This is a genomic window from Candidatus Acidulodesulfobacterium ferriphilum (genome assembly GCA_004195035.1).
Lineage (GTDB): Bacteria > SZUA-79 > SZUA-79 > Acidulodesulfobacterales > Acidulodesulfobacteraceae > Acidulodesulfobacterium > Acidulodesulfobacterium ferriphilum.
The window spans coordinates 45,213-64,685 of sequence record SGBD01000001.1 but is presented as its reverse complement, the minus strand read 5'-3'; the positions used below and the strand labels follow the sequence as shown (position 1 = coordinate 64,685).

Annotated in this window: 17 protein-coding genes and 1 tRNA gene; 13 read left to right on the top strand and 5 right to left on the bottom strand. The window is 39.6% G+C overall.

All coding sequences use genetic code 11. The features are described from left to right. Positions 1-54 precede the first annotated feature (54 nt). Entirely contained in the window at positions 55-246 is a 192-nt protein-coding gene (gene rpmB, locus EVJ47_00315; GenBank protein RZD14766.1) for a 50S ribosomal protein L28, read from the top strand. A gap of 38 nt (positions 247-284) precedes the next feature. Here rpmB and rlmD read toward each other — a convergent pair whose 3' ends face one another. Further along, on the bottom strand, positions 285-1,658 hold the full coding sequence (rlmD, locus tag EVJ47_00310) for a 23S rRNA (uracil(1939)-C(5))-methyltransferase RlmD (GenBank protein ID RZD14765.1): 1,374 nt from the start codon (positions 1,656-1,658) through the stop codon (positions 285-287). A 14-nt stretch (positions 1,659-1,672) separates the two neighbouring features. Further along, positions 1,673-2,956 carry a hypothetical protein gene (locus tag EVJ47_00305; GenBank protein RZD14764.1) on the bottom strand — a complete coding sequence of 428 codons (1,284 nt, stop codon included), beginning with the start codon at positions 2,954-2,956 and terminating at the stop codon, positions 1,673-1,675. A gap of 104 nt (positions 2,957-3,060) precedes the next feature. Between EVJ47_00305 and rfbA the strand changes: the two genes are divergently transcribed. The 6 genes from rfbA (at position 3,061) to EVJ47_00275 (ending at position 8,520) form a co-directional block, all read left to right on the top strand. After that, positions 3,061-3,969, top strand: coding sequence for a glucose-1-phosphate thymidylyltransferase (gene rfbA / locus EVJ47_00300; protein RZD14763.1), 909 nt, complete (start codon positions 3,061-3,063; stop codon positions 3,967-3,969). 26 nt (positions 3,970-3,995) lie between these two features. Then, entirely contained in the window at positions 3,996-4,220 is a 225-nt protein-coding gene (locus tag EVJ47_00295) for a hypothetical protein (GenBank protein ID RZD14762.1), read from the top strand. A 249-nt stretch (positions 4,221-4,469) separates the two neighbouring features. Further along, a tRNA-Glu gene (locus EVJ47_00290) sits at positions 4,470-4,544 on the top strand. 56 nt (positions 4,545-4,600) lie between these two features. Then, a complete protein-coding gene (locus EVJ47_00285) occupies positions 4,601-6,418 on the top strand; it encodes a chloride channel protein (GenBank protein RZD14761.1) in 1,818 nt (605 codons plus the stop codon). After that, positions 6,415-7,443: an NAD-dependent epimerase/dehydratase family protein gene (locus EVJ47_00280; GenBank protein RZD14760.1), complete on the top strand. Its 1,029-nt coding sequence runs from the start codon at positions 6,415-6,417 to the stop codon at positions 7,441-7,443. The genes EVJ47_00285 and EVJ47_00280 overlap by 4 nt, the downstream gene beginning before the upstream one ends. A 123-nt stretch (positions 7,444-7,566) precedes the next feature. Then, the gene (locus EVJ47_00275; protein ID RZD15522.1) at positions 7,567-8,520 is read left to right on the top strand and encodes an alcohol dehydrogenase; all 954 of its coding nucleotides are present in this window, start codon (positions 7,567-7,569) and stop codon (positions 8,518-8,520) included. Between the two features lie 33 nt (positions 8,521-8,553). On the opposite strand, the gene glgP is transcribed toward EVJ47_00275, so the two are convergent. From glgP to EVJ47_00260, 3 genes are all read right to left on the bottom strand, one after another. Then, positions 8,554-10,278: an alpha-glucan family phosphorylase gene (gene glgP / locus EVJ47_00270; GenBank protein RZD14759.1), complete on the bottom strand. Its 1,725-nt coding sequence runs from the start codon at positions 10,276-10,278 to the stop codon at positions 8,554-8,556. A gap of 276 nt (positions 10,279-10,554) precedes the next feature. Further along, positions 10,555-12,147, bottom strand: a complete 1,593-nt coding sequence (locus EVJ47_00265; protein ID RZD14758.1) for a DHA2 family efflux MFS transporter permease subunit — start codon at positions 12,145-12,147, stop codon at positions 10,555-10,557. 16 nt (positions 12,148-12,163) lie between these two features. Continuing rightward, positions 12,164-12,943, bottom strand: coding sequence for a DUF2437 domain-containing protein (locus tag EVJ47_00260; protein RZD14757.1), 780 nt, complete (start codon positions 12,941-12,943; stop codon positions 12,164-12,166). A gap of 371 nt (positions 12,944-13,314) precedes the next feature. Here EVJ47_00260 and EVJ47_00255 point away from each other — a divergent pair, with 371 nt between their 5' ends. From EVJ47_00255 to EVJ47_00230, 6 genes are all read left to right on the top strand, one after another. Next, complete coding sequence (locus EVJ47_00255; GenBank protein ID RZD14756.1) at positions 13,315-14,160, top strand: undecaprenyl-diphosphate phosphatase; 846 nt, start codon at positions 13,315-13,317, stop codon at positions 14,158-14,160. A gap of 149 nt (positions 14,161-14,309) precedes the next feature. Next, positions 14,310-15,236 carry a site-specific tyrosine recombinase XerD gene (locus EVJ47_00250; GenBank protein ID RZD14755.1) on the top strand — a complete coding sequence of 309 codons (927 nt, stop codon included), beginning with the start codon at positions 14,310-14,312 and terminating at the stop codon, positions 15,234-15,236. A gap of 39 nt (positions 15,237-15,275) precedes the next feature. Next, on the top strand, positions 15,276-15,833 hold the full coding sequence (gene hslV / locus EVJ47_00245) for an ATP-dependent protease subunit HslV (GenBank protein RZD14754.1): 558 nt from the start codon (positions 15,276-15,278) through the stop codon (positions 15,831-15,833). Positions 15,834-15,839: 6 nt separating this feature from the next. After that, positions 15,840-17,246 (top strand): ATP-dependent protease ATPase subunit HslU, encoded by a 1,407-nt coding sequence (gene hslU / locus EVJ47_00240; protein ID RZD14753.1) that lies wholly within the window; start codon positions 15,840-15,842, stop codon positions 17,244-17,246. Further along, positions 17,246-18,094 carry an acetylglutamate kinase gene (gene argB / locus EVJ47_00235; GenBank protein RZD14752.1) on the top strand — a complete coding sequence of 283 codons (849 nt, stop codon included), beginning with the start codon at positions 17,246-17,248 and terminating at the stop codon, positions 18,092-18,094. The genes hslU and argB overlap by 1 nt, the downstream gene beginning before the upstream one ends. Positions 18,095-18,269: 175 nt before the next feature. Beyond that, positions 18,270-19,472 carry an aspartate aminotransferase family protein gene (locus EVJ47_00230; GenBank protein ID RZD14751.1) on the top strand — a complete coding sequence of 401 codons (1,203 nt, stop codon included), beginning with the start codon at positions 18,270-18,272 and terminating at the stop codon, positions 19,470-19,472. Position 19,473 lies beyond the last annotated feature (1 nt).

The following is a 19,473-nucleotide window of genomic DNA, read 5'->3' as shown; positions in this document are numbered from 1 at the left end:
ATACTAAACAAACCTAAAATTATATAAACTAAAAAAATATAGAGAGGACGTAATATGTCAAGAGTTTGCAGTATCTGCGGAAAAGGCATTCAATACGGCAATAAGGTTTCACATGCCAACAATAAGACAAAAAAGGTGTCTTATCCAAATTTGCACGAAGTTAAAGCCGTCGTTAACGGTTCCAATAAAAGAATCAAGGTTTGCGCAAAATGCCTGAAAGCGGGCAAGGTCATAAAAGCCGCGTAACACATATATAACCATACATATAACATATAGACGCAATTCTACCGTTTCCTGCTTAAAAACGCAATGTGTTCCATGTGATATGTTCTTGGAAACATATCTATCAGGTTAATTTGTTCTATCAAATATCCCGTTTCGACGAACGCCCTTAAGTCCCTTAAAAGCGTCATGGAATCGCACGATATATATATTACGGACGACGGGTTTAAGCCCGCTACTTTTGGCGCTAATCCCTTAATTCCCGCCCTCGGAGGGTCAAGGACTATCAGGTCATAATTTATTCCCCTTTTTTTCGCTTTTTCCAAAAAATCCCCCGCATTCGACATTACAAAGTTAATATTTTTAATGTCGTTTAATTTAAGATTTTTTTCTCCAAGCTCCACGGAAAAGGGGTCTGCCTCAACCCCCGTAACCATTTTCGCATAATCCGCCAGAAATAAAGTGATATTTCCGTATCCGCAAAATAAATCGAGGGCGTTATCAAAATAAATTCTCCTGTTTTCATTAAGGTTTTTAATATACGCCGTTACCTTTTCTATTATGTTTTCATTTTGTTCTCTGTTGACTTGGATAAAAGACGGGAGGTCGTACGCAAATTTTTTGCCTTTTAGCATAAAGTAATTCCCTTTGCCGCGTAAATTGTTATCGTTTTTATCCCTATCCCTGCTATATTTTATAATCTTTTTATCTTCCTTATTCCCTTTTTTCTGTTTAAGCTCAACAAAAACATTATCTGCCCCCGTTCTTTCTATTATATCCTTAAAGGTTAAATCATAATTTTGGCGCAGGTTCGGGATACGATTTTTTAAACTAAAGGTTATATTTTTTAATCCGGTATCCGTCAGCGTTACGGAATATATTTCGTTCAAAAAATTATCCCTGTAATTGCCGCTTAAGAGTACATTCCTTGCATTTTTCAACAATTCGTTCACCCCTTCTTTCGCAAGATGGCAATACTCTATGCCCTCGACATCATGGGACAGTTTTTTGTAAAACCCGATAAGAGGAGGGGAAATTTTCAACCCTATCTTTTGCCTGTAATTAAGGTAATTTTGAGTTTTAAAACCTTTTATTAAATTAACATTTTCAAAATCTTTAAATCCGAAATCTTTAAAAGTCTTGTTAAATTCCGCTTTAAAAATCTCCGTTTTCCAGTAAAGTTCTTCTTCGTACGGTATATGAAGGTAGTCGCATCCTCCACAAATGCCGAAATGCTTGCAAATCGGGGCAATTCTTTTCTGCGACGGGTTTATAATTTCAACGATTCTGCCGAAGGCGTAATTTTTATGCTCATCGTAAATTTCTATTTTTAAAGTATCCCCCGGGCAGGCGCAACCTACAAACACAACCTTGTCATTAACCCTTCCGACGCCGTAACCTTTATATGCCAGGGAATCTATTTTTATTATTTCCATATTTCATTTATTTTTTAAGATATAAATTGGCTTATTCTTTTTTTTGCATAAATGTCAAAGATTATCCCCTGAACGGTGAGCGAGAACAACACGATTATAAAGACATAAGTTATAATTTCGGAGCGCATTTTCAGGTGTAAAGGCAGGGACAACGCCATTGCAATAGATAATGCGCCTCTCAGTCCTCCAAAAATCATAAAATTTTTATAAATATTATTCATAGCAACACCCTTTGAAAATATTTCAAATTTTTGTTTAATAAAATTTATTAACGGGGCAAGGATATATATCGAAAAACCTCGGGAAAATACGGCAAAAACGATTAAAATACCGGAAACAAGCCAGAAATTTAAAATTTTAAAAAGATTCATCTCCATGCCTATTAAAAGAAATATTAAAGAATTCAAAACAAACGCCAGGAATTCTATTACGATAGGAAAAACTTGTATTGTTTGGGACGAAACCATTTTTTTGAAACCATAATTTGCAAGTATTATGCCGCTGAATATTATCGTTATTATAAACGATACGCCTATATAATATGCCGCTATAATCGATATATACGCAAGTAAAATCGAAATCATTATTTCGGTAAGATAATCATAAGTAAAAGAAAGAATAAACGAGATTAAAAAGCCGAGCGCTATGCCGAGTATAGCCCCGCCAAGGAATGTATATAGAAACTTTAAAGAAGACATTCCTATAATAAAAACCGGGTTTTTATTAAAATTTATCGTTAAAAATAGTTCATATAAAACTAAGCTTATGCCGTCGTTGAAAAGGCTTTCGCCTTCAAGAACGGTTTCAATCCCTTCACTTGCTCTTGCTCTTGGTTTATCCCCGCTTTCGCCGCCGTTCTCTCGGCTCTCCCTGCCCCCGTTATTTTTTAGCAATGCCATTATAGATAAAGGGTCGGTTGGGCTTATTATTGCGCCGAACAACAGAGATTGCTTCAGGGGAATACGGAACACATAATGAAGCGCCAGCCCGGACAGAATAGTAGAAATAATTGTTCCGAATATTGCGTAAACAGAAATCGGGAGGAGATTTTCTTTTAATGTTTTGACTTTAAACTTAACCGCCCCTTCCATTATCAATATCGGCAAAAAGACATAATATATAATGGCGGGAGTTATTTTCAAATGGGGAAAAATATGGAATAAGCCGACCGCAAGCCCGATTAAAACCAGCATAGAAGCATACGGTATTTTAAGGTAGCCTGTTAAAATACCCCCAACCGTTGCAATAGATAAAAGTATAATTGCAATTATCACGATTTCGGAACTTGCGTTTTCCATCTTCTCCCGTTTTCCTTATTCTTCCCTTGTTTTTAAAATTTTTATATTATATTATATACAAAAAACAAACGAATTAATTAAAATTAATAATTAATATTATCGATATGAAGGGTATCATTCTTGCAGGAGGCAGCGGAACAAGGCTTTATCCCATAACCTTAAGCGTTTGCAAACAGCTTCTTCCAGTTTATGACAAGCCGATGATTTATTACCCGTTGTCAACCCTTATGCTTGGCGGCATCAGGGATATTTTAATAATCACGACCCCGGGCGATGTCGATAAATTTAAAGCTATATTCGGCAATGGAAACGACCTGGGGCTTAATATAAGCTATAAAGAGCAGGTTTCACCCGGCGGGCTTGCGGAAGCCTTTATCATTGGAGAAGATTTTATAGGCAAAGACGATGTATGTTTGATTTTGGGCGATAATATTTTTTATGGGCACGGTATCCCCGATAAATTTAACTATGCAAGAGAAATTATAAATAAAAAAGGGGGCGGCGTCATATTTACATATTATGTCGAAGACCCTCAAAGATACGGAGTTATCGAAATAGATGACGATGAAAAAGTTTTGTCGATAGAGGAAAAGCCCCAAAATCCAAAATCGAACTATGCCGTTACGGGCGTTTATTTTTACGATAATGATGTTGTCAACATAGCTAAAGAGTTAAAGCCTTCCGAAAGGGGAGAACTTGAGATAACCGATGTAAATAACATATACTTGAGCGGCGGGAGGCTTAATGCCATTACGCTTGGAAGGGGTTACGCATGGCTTGATACGGGAACGGCTGAAAGCCTCCTTGACGCGTCCAAGTTTATCGAGATGATGGAAAAAAGGCAGGGGCTTAAAATCGGGTGCATAGAAGAAATTGCTTATAAGATGAATTATATATCCGTAGAAGAGTTGGAGAAGCTATCTAATAAATGCATTAAAAGCGGCTACGGCGGGTATATTTTAAAAATAGCAGAAGGTGAAAAAAATAAAAATAAAAATAAATCGCCGATTTAAAAAAATAAAAAAATGAGTTTTTTTGAGTGCAAATTAATTTGAATTTTTGGGATATACTGGACTGGCTTGCATTTGCCGTGACATTGGCAGGCGTCTGGCAATTAAGCTCGCATAAAAAATCTGGTTTTATTATAAGCGGCTTCGCGTCTTTTATCTGGGCGGCAGTCGGCTTTCACTCAAATCTTACGGGTCTTGCCGTTTTAAATATACTGTTAATATTCATATATTTAAGGGGCTATATTAAAAAGTAACCTTAATCCTGCAATAGAAAATATTTAAATGTTTCTATCTTACGTAAATTCTGGATTCCCGCTTTCGCGGGAATGACACCCGCCGGGTTAAAGTTTAAATTCCCTTATTGTCATTCCCGCGAAAGCGGGAATCCAGAAAATAAAATTCTATTGCAGGATTAAGGAGTAATTTTTATTTATTTTATTTTAAATATATTATATAATTTAACGATAAATGTTTTTCGTTTGAAAAATCCTATTGATTAAAACGGCCCCATAGTCTAGCGGTTAGGACGTTGCCCTCTCACGGCAGTAACACGGGTTCGAATCCCGTTGGGGCTGCCATTTTTATTTATTATGCTTAAGTTATTAAAATAAGTATTTTCCTTTCTAAAAAATATATGCCTTCTTTAAAAAAAACATTTATAAAAGCTAAAACGAACCTCAAAAGAAAAATAATATTATTTCAAGACAATTCCATTTTTTATTTTTCGAGATGGATTTTTTTTGGAGTGCTGATAGGGATTATCGCCGGCATCGGCGCCATAGTTTTTAATTCGCTAATAAGGCTTTTCAGATTTATATTTCAGGTAAGTCTGGCTCATTATTATTCTCCGAGACCCGGGCTGTTAGGTCAGACGGGAGCGCCTCCGAATACGGTGGCAATTCACTGGGTAATTCCTTTGATTATAATGTTCGGCGGACTGTTATCAGGTTTATTAGTTTATACTTTTGCGCCGGAGGCCGAAGGGCATGGAACGGACGCGGCTATAGACGCCTTCCATAATAAAGACGGGTTTATCAGGGGAAGGGTGCCGATAATTAAGACGCTGGCGTCCGCCGTTACGCTCGGTTCGGGCGGTTCCGGCGGAAGGGAAGGACCTGTTGCGCAGATTGGGGCGGGATTCGGTTCCGTTCTTGCAACTTATTTGGGACTGCCTGTTCCCGATAGAAGAACAATGCTTGTCGCGGGGATAGGGGCAGGCATCGGCGCGATTTTTAAATCTCCGCTTGCAGGCGCAATGTTCGGCGTAGAGGTTTTGTATTCCGAAATGGATTTTGAAGGCGGGGCGTTAATGCTTTCTATTATAGCGGCTATTGTGGGATATTCCATTTATGCCTATTTTTACGCTGGTTTTAGTCCTGTCGTGTTAACTCCTATGTTTACTTACTCAAGGCCGATAATTCTAATTTTTTATGCAGTTTTGGGGATTTTTCTCGCCTTTATGGGAAATTTTTATGTAAGATTTTTTTATTTTGTTCATGACATTTTTAAAAAGATAAATATTAAACCCCACTTTAAACCTATGCTCGGCGGCGCGCTGGTCGGCATAATAGCTTATTTTTTTCCGGAAATTATGGGTGTCGGTTACGGCTGGCTCCAGCTTGCCGTTCTGGGAAAATTGACCATAATAACTCTTATACTCTTAGGGTTTTTTAAAATTGCGGCAACCTCGTTTACTATAAGTTCGGGCGGTTCCGCCGGGGTTTACGCTCCTTCATTAGTTATAGGCGGAGCGTTCGGAGGGGCAATCGGGGGGATTTTTCATATTTTGTTCCCGCAGCTGGTACTCGCTTCCGATATTGCGCCGTTTGTTTTAATAGGCATGGGAGGATTTTTTGCAGGCGCCGCAAAAACCCCAATTTCATCCTTATTGATGGTTTCGGAGATGACGGGAAGCTACGGGCTTTTGCCCCCTTTAATGCTTGTTTCGGCAATAACCTTTGTTGCAAGCGGTAAAAAAAGCATTTATTCCAAGCAAAAAAGAAATAGAATGGAATCCCCCGCCCACTTTAAAGATTATTTGATTAAGCCACTTCAAAGATATTCGGTTAAAGATGTTATGGAGGAAGGTTCGGCGGCTAAGCCTATAGACCCCGATATGCCTTTATACGAAATGATCAAGATTTTTTTTAATTCCAATTTTTTTATGCATCCCGTCATAGATAAAACAGGTAAAATAGTCGGGACGATTAAGTATGATAAGATAAAAAATATAATGCTGACTTCGCCGGACGATTCAAGGCTTGCAAAGGATATTATGGACCCGCCGCCCATACCGAGAATCAAGATAAACGACACGCTGGATATTGCCGTACACAGCTTCTTTAGAAAAAACGCGGACGAACTTATTATAGTCGATGAAAAGGGCGATTACCGGGGAATCTTAAGAAAGCGGGATGTCGTGCTTGCCATAGAAGGAGGGCAAAAAATTTGACCGAAAAAATAAAAAATTGGTTTAAAAATAAAAAATTGAGGTTTTTGGTTACGGGGGCGGCAGGCTTTGTCGGAACAAATCTTGCGTTAAGGCTTTTAGAATTGGGGCAGAGCGTTACCGGCGTCGATAGCCTTATTACTGGCAGGATTTCCAACATAGAGCATATTAATAATTTTGCGAGGGAAAACGGAAAAACGGACGGCTTTAAATTTATTAAAGGTGATTTAAACGATGCCGAACTTTGCAAAAATGTCGCCGAAAATATAGATTATGTCTTTCATGAGGCGGCAATAGCGTCCGTTCCGTGGTCGCTAAAAGAACCGCATCTTTTTCATTCCAATAACGATGCCGCTTTCTTTAACATCCTTAACGCTTCGAGGCTTTCAGCGGTTAAGAGGTTTATTTATGCATCGAGTTCGGCTGTTTACGGAACAGATTCAAATATTCCGTCGGCAGAGGACAATATAGGAGAACCCCTTTCCGTTTACGGCGCCGCAAAGCTCACCAACGAAATATACGCAAAGGCATTTTTTAACAGTTTTGGTTTTGAGTCGATAGGCTTCAGGTATTTTAACATATACGGGAAATTTCAAGACCCTTATTCCCCTTATGCAGCTGTTATCCCTATATGGGTAAAAAAGATTTTGAGCAATGAAAGGTTTATTATTAATGGGGACGGAACGACTACAAGAGATTTTTGCTATGTTGACGATATTGTCGATATAAATCTTCTGGCAGTAATGTACGGGGGAGAGAAAAAGCCGGGTGTTTATAACGCCGGAATCGGAAAATCGGTTAGTTTAAATGAACTGGTTCAGATGCTTAAGGAATTTTTCGGCAACGACATACAATATGAGCACGGACCTTTCAGGGGCGGGGATATAAAGTATTCGGAAGCCGATATAACAAGAGCCGAAAGAGAGCTGGGATTTAATCCGAAGTTTTCGTTAAGGGAAGGATTGGAACAAACATTAGAATATTACAGGGGTTTGTTTACGCTCGGAAATGCGGGCGGGAATTATTAAAATATTTATCAAATTTATTAATGCGGAGGCATTGCCATTATGAGATGCGCTCTTTATTACAGCAATAAAGACATAAGAATAATCGAAAAAGATATTCCAAAGATAAACGGCGATGAAATTCTTATGAAGGTTATGGCAAGCGGAATTTGCGGAAGCGATGTAATAGAATGGTATAGGAGGGATAAGGTGCCTCTTGTTTTAGGGCATGAGGTTACAGGTGTAATTGCGGAGGTTGGGAAAAATGTTAACGGATATAAGGTTGGGGACAGAATTTGCGCCGCCCACCATGTTCCGTGCAATACCTGCAAATATTGCCTGAGCGGACACCATACCGTTTGCGATACCCTGAGGTCGACTAACTTTGACCCGGGCGGGTTTTCCGAGTTTTTAAGGCTTCCCGGAATAAATGTCAAAAACGGTATATATATTCTGCCGGATTCCGTTAGTTTCGAAGAGGGAACATTTATCGAGCCGCTTGCCTGCGTTGTCAGGGGCCAAAGGCTCGCGGGCGTGAAACCCGCGGATACTGCTCTCGTCATCGGAAGCGGGCTTGCGGGGCTTCTTCATATCAACCTTTTAAGGACGACCGGCGCGACAAGGATCATAGCAACGGATATAAATGACAAAAGGCTTGAATATGCTAAAAAATTTGGGGCGGATTATGTTTTTAACGCCGGCGATAAAAACATAGATTTACCTGAAGCGGTTAAAAAAATAAATGACGGATTTTTGGCGGATATAGTGATTTTATCGACGGGGGCTATCAGCGCCGCCTTGCAGGGACTTAAATCCATCAGGAGAGGCGGAACCGTTTTATTTTTTGGAGCGGCGGACGAAGGGGCAAAGCTCCCCCTGCCTATAAACGAAATATTCTGGAGAACCGAGGTTGCGCTTTTGAGCTCCTATGCCGGTTCGATGCTTGACCACAGGACGGCGCTTGAGCTTATAAGGTCTAAAAGGATTAATGTTAAGGATATGATAACCGGCAGGCTTCCTTTAAAAGATATTGCTAAAGGATTCGAGCTTACGGCTAAAGCTCAGGATTCCTTAAAAATTATAATAAATCCAAACGGATAGGCGAGCAGGTGGATAGGCAATTCAGGGTTAGAATTACATATCGCAAACGCCTGTCTTTTCATGCTCTAAATAGCACATGATTATACCGGTCAGATACAAATCCGTAACATATTCCGAAACCATTCTATGAGTATTAAAATATGGAGCTATGGTGGAAACCGCCATCTTCATTATTTTAAGATAGTCCGAAAAATTTTTATAATATAAATCCAGTATGTTAAATTCGAGTTTTCCGTAAATATCGTTTAAATCCTGTATATCATCGGAGTAACTGAGGTCCGTCCACGCCGGCCTGGGTCCTATCCCCCATCCGTTTATTCCTTCCATGCAGGCTTCAAGCCACCATCCGTCAAGAACGCTAAAATTTGGAACGCCGTTAAGCGATGCTTTCATGCCGCTTGTGCCTGATGCTTCTAACGGCCTTACCGGATTGTTAAGCCATAAATCAACTCCGGCTAATATTATGTTAGCTTTATGAATATTGTAATTTTCCAAAAACGCAATTTTAATCTTTTTTGTTTTCGAGGCGATATACTGGGATGCGTTATGAATCGATTTTATCATGGCTAAACCGTCCGGGTCGGCGGGGTGGGCTTTTCCCGCAAAGATAATCTGGATATTTCCTTTTCTTTCCGCTATTTCGATTAATTTATTGGGATTCGAAAGTATTAGATTGTTTCGTTTATAATGGGTTATTCTTTTTGCCATTGCTATCGTAAAATCTTCGGGAATAAACGAAGCGTCGCTTTCGGAGTTCACCATTTCTACAAGAGCCTCCTTGGATAATATATGCGCCTGAGCGAACTCGTTATCGGGTATGCAGGCGACATCCCTCAGTAAATCGGGATCATCCTCCCAACCCTTAATATATTTTGTATATAGCATTTTGTGATGAGCGGAAGCCCATTTTATATGGTGAATGCCGTTGGTGACATATTTAAGCCTGTATCCTTCGAATATCTGTTCCGAAACGAACTTATGCTTTCTTGAGACGGCTACGACATTTTTTGCATTTTTGATGGCAAGCCACGAAAGGTTCAGTTCATCGTTATCCTCAAGTTTTTCTTGATATATATCGTAAAGCACCTGTTTGTCGCAATATCTGCCGAGCATGCCCGCTACATCTTTCATTGCGAATTTATCGAAAGCGGCAGGGATAGGGGTATGGGTCGTAAAAACCACCCTTGATTTTACCCTGTTTAAATCGTTCATATCTTTCATAAGGCTTGCGATTAAAAAGGCTGAATGGCTTTCATTTATATGGTATAAAAACGGTTTGTATTTTATCGCCTTTAACATTTCGTATCCGCCTACGCCTAAAATTATTTCCTGCTTAAGGCGGGTTAAACCCCCTTCGATATACAGCCTGTCGCATATCTTCCTTGTTTCGGGGTCGTTTTCGGGAACATCGGGGGTTAAAAAATAAGCGTCGATTTCGTTATCCCCCTTTGTCGATTCTATGGTGTATTTATAAGCGGCAATCGTAATATCTTTGTCGCCGAGAGGTATTTTAATTTTTATATTTGTGAACTGCATATACTTTTCGACATCCCACTCCTGAACGGAATCAAGCTGCGTCCCGTCGCTTGCCAGCTTTTGTCTGGTGAAGCCGTTTTTCCATAGAAGAGTTATGCAAACGGCAGGAACTTCAAGGTCGGCAAAACTTTGCAATGTATCTCCTGCAAGAATTCCAAGTCCTCCGCTGTATGTCGGAATTCTGCTATCGACGGCGCATTCCATAACGAAATAGGCTATCATAAGTTAATGCCCTCCTAATAAATAGTCAATTAAATAGTCAATCGGGTAAATTGCGCGAATTTGATTATTTTACTACGGCTGTAAAATGAAATCAAGGAACCCGCTCATCCCAAATTTGCCGATAGAAAATTTCTTTTCTGGATTCCTGCCTACGCAGGAATGACTAAAATATAATTTAAATATTCACACAACTGGTGTCATTCCTGCGTAGGCAGGAATCCAGAATTTTATAATATGCCGAAACAGTTTTAAATATTTCTATCGGCAATTTTGGGCTCATTTTTTAATATTTTTTACGAATAAGGCGGCTATTCCCCCAAAAATACAGAGATAACCTAATATAAAAAATACATCTCCGTAAGCGCCGATTAAAGAAAATTCGTTAAGCAAAAAATCAAAGACTTTAGCGGCATTAGATGGATAGAGGGTTGCTTTGACAAAGGAGTTGCCGTTTTTTATTAAGTCTTCCCGCAAGAAATTTATTACATTTTTAAATTCATAAAAATTATAGTTAATATCCCCTGCATACTGGTTTAAATGATAAACTTGCCTAATCGCAAGTTCATTTCCCGACCAGGCTATTCCAAAAGATGCCCCTATCTGAAATAGAACATTATAGAGCGCCGATGCATCGGGTATCTGTTCAAATTTAGCCGAGTTAATAACGGTCATCATAACGGGAGCGTTTATAAGCCCTACGCCCATTCCCCTTAAAAATTGGTTATACACGATAAACGGGATAGATGTTTGAAGGGACATGCTTCCCAACGAAAAATTTGCTATGGCAAATATCAGCATGCCTGCTACAAGCAGGTATTTCGGGCCGTATTTATCGGAAATTTTGCCTGCAACGGGGGAAATAACCGCAACCGCCGCGGCAAACGGCGCCATTAAATATCCCGCATGCATTGCATTATAACTCAGTATGTCTTCGATAAATATCGGCAGCAGGAATAATGAGCTGAAAATAGCCCCCGCCCTTATCATGCTCACTAAGTTTCCCGTTAAGAAATTTCTATTTTTAAACAGCGAATAATCCATTAAGTGCCTTTTAGAAAAGATTTCCACGATAAGAAAGAGTATGAAAGAAGCGGCGCAGATCAGCTCGTTTAACCTGATTGCGTATGAATTCCACTCTAATGTCTGCCCTTCGTTCAGAACATACAGCAATGTTCCGAGGCATACCGCGATTAAAATAAAACCCGCAAAGTCGAATTTTTTTGCAAACGGCTTTAACGGAATATCGTTTTCTAATAAAATAAAAGTGCCTAAAAGCAGAATTATACCTATAGGGACATTAAAATAAAATATCATTCGCCAATCGACATAATCGACAAAATATCCTCCGATTATAGGACCTAAAGCCGGGGCTACCATTATCCCGATGGTCCAGACGCCCATTGCGGTTCCCCTTTCCTGCGCTTTAAAGTATTTTGCGATAAGGTTAACGGATATAGGGATAAGTCCCGCCCCTCCGACAGCCTGAATAATTCTAAAGATAATCATTATTCTATAAGACGGGGCAAATCCGCAGAAGGCGGAACCTATCAGAAAGAATATAATCGAAATTACAAACGGTATTTTTAGGCCGTATTTTTTACTTACAAAACTTGTAAGAAGTATGATAATCGAATATGTAATAGTATAGGCAATAATAACCCAGTCTATCGTTATAACATTCACCCCGAAGTGAGACATCATCTTGGGAAGCGCTACTATAACGATATTTATATCCAGTATTGCCATAAAAGAAGCGGTAACGGATATGGCAAGGATGAGCCATTTGTACAGCCTGTGTTCGGAAATTTTTGGCTGGCTCACGGGCGTTTTCGCAGGACTTTCGGGGTTGCCGGAATTTTTGTTTTCCATTATTTTCACCCCTTTTTTATTCGACGAAGTTTTTTAATTTCCCGATATTTTCAATTTCGATTTCAAATACATCCCCGCGGTTTAAACTGCCGACTCCCGAAGGGGTGCCCGTCGAAATAATATCGCCGGGGAAAAGCGTCATAATGCCGGAAATAAATTCGACTAACTCGCAGGGATTAAAAATAAGGTTGGAAGTGTTCGACGACTGTTTTAATTCGCCGTTAAGATATCCCTTGATTTGAAGACCTGACGGGTTTTCTATTTCGGTTTCTATAAAAGGGCCTACCGGAGCGAAGGTGTCAAACCCCTTTGCCCTTGTATATTGAATATCTTTGATTTGCAAATCCCTTGCGGTCACATCGTTTAAACAAGTATAACCGAATATATAACCCTCTGCATCGCTTTTTTTCACATTTTTTGCCGTTTTGCCTATAACGATTGCCAGTTCGGATTCATAATCCACTCTTTTAGAAGCCGCAGGTCTTAAAATAGTTCCAAGATGGGCGATAATGCTTGAGGACGGTTTAATAAAAAGCAAAGGTTCTTCGGGCAATTTTTTTTGCATTTCCAGGGCGTGGTCTTTATAATTCAGCCCTACGGCAACAATTTTGGTCGGGACGCTGGGAGGCAAAAATTCGAGTTCCGAAAGCTCATACTGCCTTCCGGTATAATTAAAATTAGTAAAATCGAAATCTTCTTCTATAGTATTAATAAAAGTGTTCCCGGCATCGGTAGATAATGTTCCGTAATATGTTCTCATTTCCCCGGTCTTATGCCTGAATCTTCCAAATTTCATTTAGGCCTCTTTTTATTGTGCAGCAGGTATACATTGGAATATAATAACAAATTTATTGAATCGGTTCAACAAATTTAGCTGCCCGCAGGAGATTGTAACAAAAACTTAACAAAACCTTAACACTATTGTAACATTTCTCGTGTTATTATAAATTCATACTGTAAGCAAAGAATCACCCTCCATTGTAGGTTTAATACCCTGCGGCCGCTATAAATATCGGCCAAAGGGTATTTTCTTATTGTCGGGAACGATGCCATTTACAAATTATTCCACAAATTATTCCAATGTTGACTTTTTGGCCTAACCGTATTAAATTAAATCAAATTAAATTAATAAAAAAATAAAATACATGTTTTAATAAGGGGTGCTTTATGATTCATCTTTCCTTGCTCCATGCTTTAATTTTAGCCGTTCTTCAGGGCATTACGGAGCTGTTTCCCGTTTCAAGCCTTGCCCACGGGGTTATAATTCCAAAACTTTTGGGATGGCATATAAACAGGCAGTCGGAGGGTTTTTTGCCGTTTCTTGTCGTGCTTCATCTGGGTACCGCGTTTGCCCTGCTCATATATTTTTATAAAGATTGGATTAATTTATTTAAAGGATTTTTTACCGGCTTAAAAAACAAAAATCTTAATATAAACGAAGGCTCTAAAACCCTTTATCTTCTCGCTCTTGCCACTATTCCTGCCGGACTTATGGGACTGCTGTTTGTTCATAAACTAAAAAGGCTTTTCGGTTTTACGGATATAGCGGCTGTTTTTCTTATGGTAAACGGCGTAATACTTTATCTGGGCGAAAAGAAACGGAGGAAGCAGGGCATCGCTAAAATATCCGATATGACTATTGCCGCCGCCCTCATTATCGGCGCGTTTCAGTCGTTTGCTCTAATACCCGGCATATCCCGTTCCGCGATTACTATGGTTGCCGCGCTTTATTTAGGTTTTAAACACGAATACGCCGCCAGATTTTCATTCCTTCTGGCAACGCCCATAATTCTTGCCGCAGGACTTCTGGAGGTTCCAAAGATGATTAAACTGCATATGCTTCATTTTACCGCAGTATCCTTGGCGAGCGGCGCGGTTGCCGGAGTTGCGGCATATTTGAGCGTATATGCCCTTATGAAATATTTTCATAAATACGAGGTAAACGCCCTTTACCCGTTTGCCTTTTATTGCATAATATTCGGCGCCTTTGTTCTAACTTACAGATTTATTTGAGCCGGCTTTTTTGTCTGCCCATTCTATCAAGGGGGTTAAATTTGTATTTAATTTCCATTCCGATTTATGATATAATCTAAATTTTAAATTATTTTATTTATTCACTTGATAGGCAATTTACAATAAATGTAAATTAATGTGAATGTTAAATGGAAGATTTTTTAAAAGAATTTTCGGAAAATATTGAGCTCGAGAAAAATTACTCTTTAAATACGGTTTCGGCTTACAGGACGGATGTTAAACTTTTTATCGACTATCTAAAAAAAGACATATCCGTCTGCTCGCTGGAAGAGGTAACCGAAATAGAAATAAAGGGTTATTTAAGCAAGATTTACGAAACCGTTAAAAAGACGAGTCTGGCAAGAAAGGTCGAGTCGATAAAATCATTTTTTGGCTTTTTGGAAAAAAAACATTTAATCAGCCATAACCCTGCTTTTTTACTGGAACTTCCAAAAGTAGAAAAAAAATTGCCGTTCTTTTTAACATCGAAGGAGGCAGATTTTTTATTAAATAACTATTTCGATGCGGCGTTAAAATGGCATAAAAGGAGGTCAAATAAGCATTTCGAAATAATAAGGAATGACTTAATTTTGGAATTTTTATACGGGAGCGGTCTGCGGGTCAGCGAGTTAATTGCCGTGAAAAAGACGGATCTGGAATTAAGCGGAGGCTATGTTAGAATTTTAGGAAAGGGGTCAAAACAGAGAATTGTTCCGCTTACGCAAATAACCGTTAAAAAGATTAAAACATGGTTTGATTATTTGGACAGGATTCGCTTAACGCCTCAAGCGGGCTATTTGATTATTAATAAGAAGGGTTCGCATCTTACAAGAAGGACTATCCACAGGGTGGTAAAAGAGTCTATGGCGATTACGGGGCAGTTTAAAAATATTTCACCACATAGTTTGCGGCATTCTTTTGCCACAAATCTTTTGGATAACGGCGCCGATTTAAGGTCTATTCAGGATATGCTCGGACATTCAAACTTATCTACAACCGAAAAATATACGCATTTAAGCCTTAAGAAACTTCTGGATGTTTATAATAAGTCCCATCCGCTTTCGGGGCATAAATAACCTTATTATAATTTAAATTTAAACGGGAGAAATAAATTAATGGATAATAATAACGCTAATGAGGCGGTAAAACTTATCGGAACCACAATAATCGGGGTCAGGCGAAACGGCCGTGTCGCCGTTGCGGGGGACGGGCAGGTTACGCTTGGAAATACTATTATGAAACACAAGGCGAGAAAGGTCAGGCGGCTGTATAACGATAAGGTAATAGCGGGATTTGCGGGGGCAACCGCCGATGCCTTTACGCTTTTCGAAAAAATGGAAGAGAAACTTTCAAAATATAACGGGAGCGTAAAAAGGGCAAGCGTAGAACTCGCAAAAGACTGGCGGACGGATAAAATACTCAGGCGGCTTGAGGCCATGCTTATCGTGGTCGATAAGACGGACTCTTTTATAATATCGGGAGCAGGCGATGTTATAGAACCTGACGAGGATATTTTATCCATCGGTTCGGGCGCCCCTTATGCGCTTGCCTGCGCGCTCGGTTTAATGGAAAAAACGGATTTAAGCGCAAAAGAAATTGCCGAATACGCAATGAAGACGGCTTCCCGCATCTGCATTTACACGAATGATAACATTATTTTAGAGGAGATATAAAACAGCATGGCTAATAATAAGAACAATAAGAATAATAAGAATAATAAGAAAATAGACTTTTTAACGCCGAAAGAAATCGTAAAAGAACTCGATAAATATGTCATAGGGCAGGACAGGGCAAAAAAATCGGTAGCCATAGCCTTAAGGACCCGTTTTAGAAGAAACAATGTGCCGCCTTCAATCATAGACGATATTGTTCCTAAAAATATCCTTTTAATCGGGCCGACTGGGGTCGGCAAAACCGAGATTGCCCGGCGTATCGCAAAATTATCCGATTCCCCTTTCATAAAGGTCGAAGCATCAAAATTTACGGAGGTCGGTTATATGGGAAGGGATGTAGAATCCATGATCAGGGATATTGTCGAAACGGCTTACATAAGCGAAAGGGCAAAAGAAACCGATTATGTTATCGAAAAGGCAAAGCAAAATGCCGAGGAACTTCTTTTGGACTTATTAGTTTCCCCGCCCCCGAGAATGCCAAAAAAAAACGGCGCAAACAATGAAGCTAACGGTAAAAGCAGTTATATAAATACAAGGGAAAAATTCAGGATTATGTTTAAAGAAGGCAAACTAAACGATAGGTTTGTGGAAATGGAGGTTAAGTCGTTAAACAGGTCTCCCGTCCCCGTCATAGAAATATTTTCTCAATCTGGGATGGACGATATCGGACAGGATTTTAAAGACATGTTTTCCAATATGTTTCCCAAACAAAAAAAATTGGAAAAGATAAGGGTCCCCGAGGCTTACGATATACTAGTCCGCGAAGAGAGCGAAAGGCTTGTCGATACGGATAAGGTTATCAAGAGCGCTATTCAAAGCGTGGAAAATTCCGGTTTGATATTTATCGATGAAATAGATAAAATTGCTTCCAGAGAAAAATCTTACGGCCCCGATGTATCGAGGGAAGGCGTTCAAAGGGATTTGCTTCCCATAATAGAAGGCTCTAATGTCATGACAAAATACGGGGTAGTTAAAACAGACCATATTTTATTTATCGCGGCGGGGGCATTTCATGTGTCTAAGCCGTCTGATTTAATTCCTGAGCTTCAGGGAAGATTTCCGATAAGGGTCGAGATGGACTCGCTGTCTAAAAAGGATTTCATAAGAATATTGAAAGAGCCTAAAGGCGCTTTAATAAAACAGTACTTTGAACTGCTTAAAACCGAAAATGTGGTATTGGATTTTACGGATGACGGGATAGAAAGAATTGCCGAAATCGCCGAGGAGGTCAACCTGAAAACCGAGAATATCGGCGCAAGGCGGCTTCATACGATTTTAGAAAAGGTTATGGAGGGCATATCCTTCGATGCCCCGTTCAAAGCTTCTAAAAAGGTCGTTATAGATAAGGCTTATGTCGATGACAGATTAATAGACATAGTTAAAGACGAAGACCTTTCAAGGTATATACTGTAATGGAAGAATATATAAAAAAAGCGGGGGTTTTACTCGAGGCGTTGCCGTATATTCAACAATTTGCTTCAAAAACCTTCGTAATAAAATTTGGCGGCTCTATTGCTTTGGATAACGATTTAAAGGAAGGTTTCATTAAAGACATTATACTTTTAAAACTCATCGGCATTAATATAATAATAGTCCACGGCGGCGGAAAAGACATCGATATTCTTTTAAAGAAGCTCGGCATGAAAATTAATTTTCACGACGGATATCGTTTGACCGATGAAAGCACAATGGAAGTCGTCGAAATGGTTTTGTCGGGTAAAATCAACAAAAACCTTGTTGCTTTAATAAATAAATTTGGGGGGAAGGCCTGTGGTTTATCGGGGAAAGACGGCAATCTTATCGTGGCGGAAAAAATAAAAACGGGTAAAATAGACCTCGGGAATGTCGGGGTCGTAAAGAGGATTAACAAAGAGGTCTTATTGACGCTCGATGCGGCCTTTATTCCGGTGATTGCTCCGGTCAGCATGGATGAAACGGGAAATACCCTTAATATCAACGCGGATTTAGCGGCTGGAGCGATTGCAGCCGAACTTGCCGCCGAAAAACTTATTATTTTGTCTGATCAGGACGGCCTTTTAGATTCAAAAAACGAATTAATATCTTCGGCAAAAGAAAACGAGATAAAAAAGATGATAAAAGAAGGGATTATCCACGGCGGAATGATACCGAAAGCTAATTCTTGCATAAGCGCTTTAAATTTGGGCGTTAAGAAGGTGCATATAATAAATGGAAGCATCCCCCATGCAGTTTTATTAGAAATATTTACAAAAAAGGGCATAGGAACCCAGATAACGCATTAATGACAAATTAAGGACGGATGCGAAGGAAATTTATAATTTATATATCATGGATTCCCGCTTTCGCGGGAATGACAACTTACTAAGGGCGCGAAGCGACAAATCCCATACAATGTCATTCCCGCGAAAGCGGGAATCCATAAAATAAATTTATACCGCATTATTAAAGGTAAAATAAATGACCATAAAAGAGCTTACGAATAAGTATATAATGAATACATACGGCAGGTTTGACCTTGCTTTAGTAAAAGGCGACGGGGTAACCCTTTTTGATGAAAACGGCAAAAGTTATATCGATTTTGCATCGGGAATAGCCGTAAATAACCTTGGGTATAATAATAAAGCTATAAATTCGTCGATAATAGAACAGCTGGGGAAGTTAATTCATGTATCCAACTATTTTTACACAGAACCGCAGGCTTTGCTTGCGGAAAAACTCTGTAAAAATTCGTTTGCCGATAAAGTTTTTTTCTGCAATAGCGGGGCGGAAAGCATCGAGGGCGCCATTAAGCTTGCAAGAATTTTTGCGAAGAAATTTTCAAAAAGGGGATATAAGATAATAACCATGCAAAATTCCTTTCACGGGAGGACTTTCGGGGCGCTTTCGGCAACAGGACAGGAAAAGTATCATAACGGATTCGAACCGCTTTTAGGCGGCTTCACTTATGTAAAATTTAACGATTTAACGGATATCGAAAGCCTGGTTGGAAACCCGGAATATTGCGCCGTTATCGTGGAACCCGTGCAGGGAGAGGGCGGGGTTAATATAGCGGATAGAGGCTACTTAAAGAAGCTGAGAGATTTAACCCTTAAAAACGACATTCTTTTAATTTTCGACGAGGTTCAGGTCGGGCTTGGAAGAACAGGAAAACTTTTTGCCTATATGAATTTTGATGTGGAACCGGATATTATGACCCTTGCAAAACCGCTGGCCGGCGGGCTTCCTATCGGCGCAGTGCTGGCAAAAGACGAAGCGGCAAGGGCTTTCGAACCGGGCAATCACGCGTCGACATTCGGGGGCGGACCGCTTGTTTTATCGGCGGCCAACGCTTTTTTTGACGAAATAACGAAAGACGGATTTTTGGACGATGTTTTTAAAAAAGGGGATTATATCGGCATCAAATTAAACGATTTGAAAGATAAATTTCCAAAATTAATCAAAGAAGTCAGGACTATCGGGCTTATAAGCGCCATTGAGTTTTATGATTTAAAGGCAAAAGATATCGCAATCAAATTAATCGAAAAAGGATTTTTAACCACAGCCGTTCAGGACAGGGTTCTCAGGCTCACTCCGCCGTTAATTATCAAAAAAGACGAAATCGATTTGTTTATGGGAAAGGCGGCAGAAGTCCTTAATGACTGTAAAACAATTACAAAATAAA

Bases quoted from the DNA above. Each gene is read 5' to 3' on its own strand.
- EVJ47_00305 (RZD14764.1), bottom strand. From the start codon at position 2,956: ATGGAAAACGCAAGTTCCGAAATCGTGATAATTGCAATTATACTTTTA.
- EVJ47_00255 (RZD14756.1), top strand. From the start codon at position 13,315: ATGATTCATCTTTCCTTGCTCCATGCTTTAATTTTAGCCGTTCTTCAG.
- argB (RZD14752.1), top strand. From the start codon at position 17,246: ATGGAAGAATATATAAAAAAAGCGGGGGTTTTACTCGAGGCGTTGCCG.
- glgP (RZD14759.1), bottom strand. From the start codon at position 10,278: ATGATAGCCTATTTCGTTATGGAATGCGCCGTCGATAGCAGAATTCCG.
- EVJ47_00250 (RZD14755.1), top strand. From the start codon at position 14,310: ATGGAAGATTTTTTAAAAGAATTTTCGGAAAATATTGAGCTCGAGAAA.
- EVJ47_00265 (RZD14758.1), bottom strand. From the start codon at position 12,147: ATGGAAAACAAAAATTCCGGCAACCCCGAAAGTCCTGCGAAAACGCCC.
- rpmB (RZD14766.1), top strand. From the start codon at position 55: ATGTCAAGAGTTTGCAGTATCTGCGGAAAAGGCATTCAATACGGCAAT.
- hslU (RZD14753.1), top strand. From the start codon at position 15,840: ATGGCTAATAATAAGAACAATAAGAATAATAAGAATAATAAGAAAATA.
- EVJ47_00275 (RZD15522.1), top strand. From the start codon at position 7,567: ATGAAGGTTATGGCAAGCGGAATTTGCGGAAGCGATGTAATAGAATGG.
- EVJ47_00230 (RZD14751.1), top strand. From the start codon at position 18,270: ATGACCATAAAAGAGCTTACGAATAAGTATATAATGAATACATACGGC.
- hslV (RZD14754.1), top strand. From the start codon at position 15,276: ATGGATAATAATAACGCTAATGAGGCGGTAAAACTTATCGGAACCACA.
- EVJ47_00285 (RZD14761.1), top strand. From the start codon at position 4,601: ATGCCTTCTTTAAAAAAAACATTTATAAAAGCTAAAACGAACCTCAAA.
- rfbA (RZD14763.1), top strand. From the start codon at position 3,061: ATGAAGGGTATCATTCTTGCAGGAGGCAGCGGAACAAGGCTTTATCCC.
- EVJ47_00260 (RZD14757.1), bottom strand. From the start codon at position 12,943: ATGAAATTTGGAAGATTCAGGCATAAGACCGGGGAAATGAGAACATAT.
- rlmD (RZD14765.1), bottom strand. From the start codon at position 1,658: ATGGAAATAATAAAAATAGATTCCCTGGCATATAAAGGTTACGGCGTC.